This window comes from Caballeronia telluris (assembly GCF_001544495.1).
GTDB classification, from domain to species: domain Bacteria; phylum Pseudomonadota; class Gammaproteobacteria; order Burkholderiales; family Burkholderiaceae; genus Caballeronia; species Caballeronia telluris.
In genome coordinates, this window is record NZ_FCNZ02000094.1 from 1 (window position 1) to 2,862 (window position 2,862).

The 2,862-nt window shown below is 56.5% G+C and carries 3 protein-coding genes and 1 pseudogene; all 4 read left to right on the top strand.

Features of this window, described 5'->3' with window-relative positions:
* Positions 1-311 (top strand): annotated as a pseudogene (locus AWB66_RS32160) (NAD(P)/FAD-dependent oxidoreductase); the annotation flags it as partial.
* 79 nt (positions 312-390) lie between these two features.
* Entirely contained in the window at positions 391-1,170 is a 780-nt protein-coding gene (locus AWB66_RS32165) for an acetoin reductase (RefSeq protein ID WP_087634013.1), read from the top strand.
* Between the two features lie 181 nt (positions 1,171-1,351).
* The gene (locus AWB66_RS32170; RefSeq protein WP_087634014.1) at positions 1,352-2,506 is read left to right on the top strand and encodes a hypothetical protein; all 1,155 of its coding nucleotides are present in this window, start codon (positions 1,352-1,354) and stop codon (positions 2,504-2,506) included.
* 61 nt (positions 2,507-2,567) lie between these two features.
* Positions 2,568-2,862, top strand: a 295-nt coding sequence (locus AWB66_RS32175) for an alcohol dehydrogenase catalytic domain-containing protein (protein ID WP_159462993.1), incomplete at its 3' end; no start/stop codon positions are given.

Genomic DNA, 2,862 nt, shown 5'->3' on the forward strand with positions numbered 1-2,862 from the left:
ACCTCGTTGTCTACGCGACGGGTTATGGATCGATGAACGGCTGGGCCGCCGATCTGATTTCTCGCGAAGTCGCCGACAAGGTGGGCAAAGTGTGGGGCCTCGGCTCAGCTACGACGAAAGATCCGGGACCGTGGGAAGGCGAGCAGCGCAACATGTGGAAGCCGACGCAACAGCAGGCGCTGTGGTTCCACGGCGGCAACCTGCATCAGTCGCGCCACTACTCGCAATATCTGTCGCTGCAACTGAAGGCGCGCATGGAAGGCATTCGGACGCCCGTGTTCGGGCTGCAGGAAGTTCATCACCTGTCGTAATCAACGCGACGATTCGGCAGCGCATTCTTGTAGACGGAGAAACAGGGCTGCCGGCTCAAACTTCTACGAAGGAAATCCGATGACCATTCATTCGAAGGTGGCGCTCGTCACGGGCGCCGGGCAAGGTATCGGCCGCGGCATTGCGTTGCGGCTTGCGAGGGACGGTGCCGACCTTGCGTTGGTCGACATCAACGTTGAGAAATTGCAGATGGTTGCTGCCGAGATTCGCGATCTCGGCCGACGGGCGACCCTTTACGTGGCCGATGTGTCGAAACGGGACGAAATCTATGCCGCCGTTGAACATGCCGTAAATGAACTAGGTACGCTCGACATCATGGTGAACAACGCCGGGATCGCTCAAGTGCAAGCGCTTCTGGATGTCACGCCGGCAGAGGTGGAGCGGATACTGAAAGTCAACATCGAGGGCGTTCTTTGGGGCATTCAGGCTGCCGCGAAGAAACTCAGGGCGCTCAACAAGAAGGGAAAAATCATCAATGCGGCTTCGATTGCAGCACATGATGCGTTCGCACTGCTTGGCGTCTATTGCGCAACGAAGTTCGCGGTTCGGGCGCTGACGCAAACGGCGGCCAAGGAACTGGCGAGTGACGGGATCACGGTCAATGCCTATTGTCCGGGTGTGGTCGGAACGGACATGTGGGTTGAGATAGACAAACGCATGGCTGAAGTAACAGGTGTGCCGGTCGGCGAAACATACAAGAAATACGTGGAGGGGATAGCACTAGGTCGTGCCGAAACGCCAGACGACGTTGCTGGATTGGTTTCATATCTGGCCGGACCCGATTCCGACTATATGACCGGACAGGCGCCGATGATCGACGGAGGGATTGTTTACCGATAGCGTGCTGGCGCTCCCGTGACTGGCCGGATCGGCCAGTCGTCGCTCGATGCCCGTTCAGTCCAAAGCGCCACGTTGACCGACGCGGCTGCGCTCTTCTCGTCCGATTTTCAAGCGCGCGATTGACCGTCGTGGGTCCGGCGCGCTATTCGATCGGGCTCTTATCGTATTGGATATGCCGATCATGGAACCCATTAGCTCCGACATTGCTGCGCAAGAGGAACTCTTAATAGCGCCATCTGGATTGGTACTCCGACCGTTCGTGTTCTCAATCGCCGTGTTTTTAATTGTGCATGCCATAAGCCTTGGCATATGGCGTCTGTTTGTCGATACAAAACTGGCCGTCTGGAAGTACTCGCCACAGCCGTTCGGCATGTATCTCTTCTGGGGCATCCTGGTGCTCGTTTTCATCGGTTTCAATTTCGGTATGGCCGGGTTCTCGACGTTCAAACAACCTGTCCGCGGCTGTATCGCCACCGTTGTTACGGTGGGGCTTGCATTCCTCTTGCCTGGCGTACTTGTCTATGGCTATGGCACATTGGATCCGGCATTTAGCTCAGTTGGCGGCGTCGGATATGGTGCGGCCGGACTTATCGTGCTGATCGGTTTTTATGGCTTCGGCATCCTGCCTACGGGCATGTCCGGATGGCCATGGTCAGATAGCGGGGTGAAACCTGTACTCGGCAGTGTTGCGCAACTGGCATGCGGTTGTTGTCTCACGGGACTCGGTTATTTCCTGCTTATATACCCGAACCTGACGACTGCTTCCGGACCTCACGCGCCCCTGCTTGCTCTGCCAGTGGCGATCGGCTGGTTCTATTCCGTTATCGTCGCGTGGCTCACGACCTTCCTTATTTTCGACAACTGGCCGTGGAGCATGCTGAACCGGAAAAGTCACGCCGCGCTCGCGGCACTCGTCGGCAATTTTCTGCTGGGGACAGCACTCTATGCAGGACATCTCGCGCTGCTCAGATGGGTTCTCATCCCTTCCAGCGCTGTCGAAAAACTCGGGGCATCGCTCCCAATCTGGCCCGCGCAGTTGGGTGTGTGGATCGCTTTCTGGCTGATCTTTTGGGCCAACGTTACGGGCAATTGGCCGAACCGGTTCGGCATGTCGACGAATCGTGTGATACGCGCATCGATTTGCTGGGGGCTTGGTTTGATCTCTTTCGAAATCTATACGCGATGGTTCGCCGTATCGGTACTTCATGAAGCGGAAATAGTACCCGGGTTCGGCGGCGACCCGCTCACCTGGGTCGATCTACTCAACTACGTCATGCTGATCTATGTCGTTTATTTTGAATTCTACGGTCTCTCCAAAAGGAAATCTGCGAATTGATCCAAGGGCCGGGCAGGTTCCAGCACGTGCATTCTGCATTTAACAGAAGGAGTCGATCACTATGAAAGCTGCTGTCTACTATGGGAATCGCCAAATCACAATTGACGATGTTCCAGAGCCGTCGCCATCGAAAGGCGAAGTGAAGATAAAGGTCAGTCGGAACGGCATCTGCGGGACCGACATCCACGAATACTACGACGGTCCGGTCCTGATTCCAAAGACCGAGCCGCATCCGCTGACTGGCCGGACTTTGCCGGTGGTGATCGGGCATGAGTTCTCCGTATGCGATCCACGAACGACGCCCCTCGGAGTAAGGTGGAGAGCGCGTGATGTGTGTCAGCAATGCGGGTCAGCGG

Coding starts and splice junctions, on each gene's coding strand:
- AWB66_RS32165 (WP_087634013.1), top strand. CDS start 391: ATGACCATTCATTCGAAGGTGGCGCTCGTCACGGGCGCCGGGCAAGGT.
- AWB66_RS32170 (WP_087634014.1), top strand. CDS start 1,352: ATGGAACCCATTAGCTCCGACATTGCTGCGCAAGAGGAACTCTTAATA.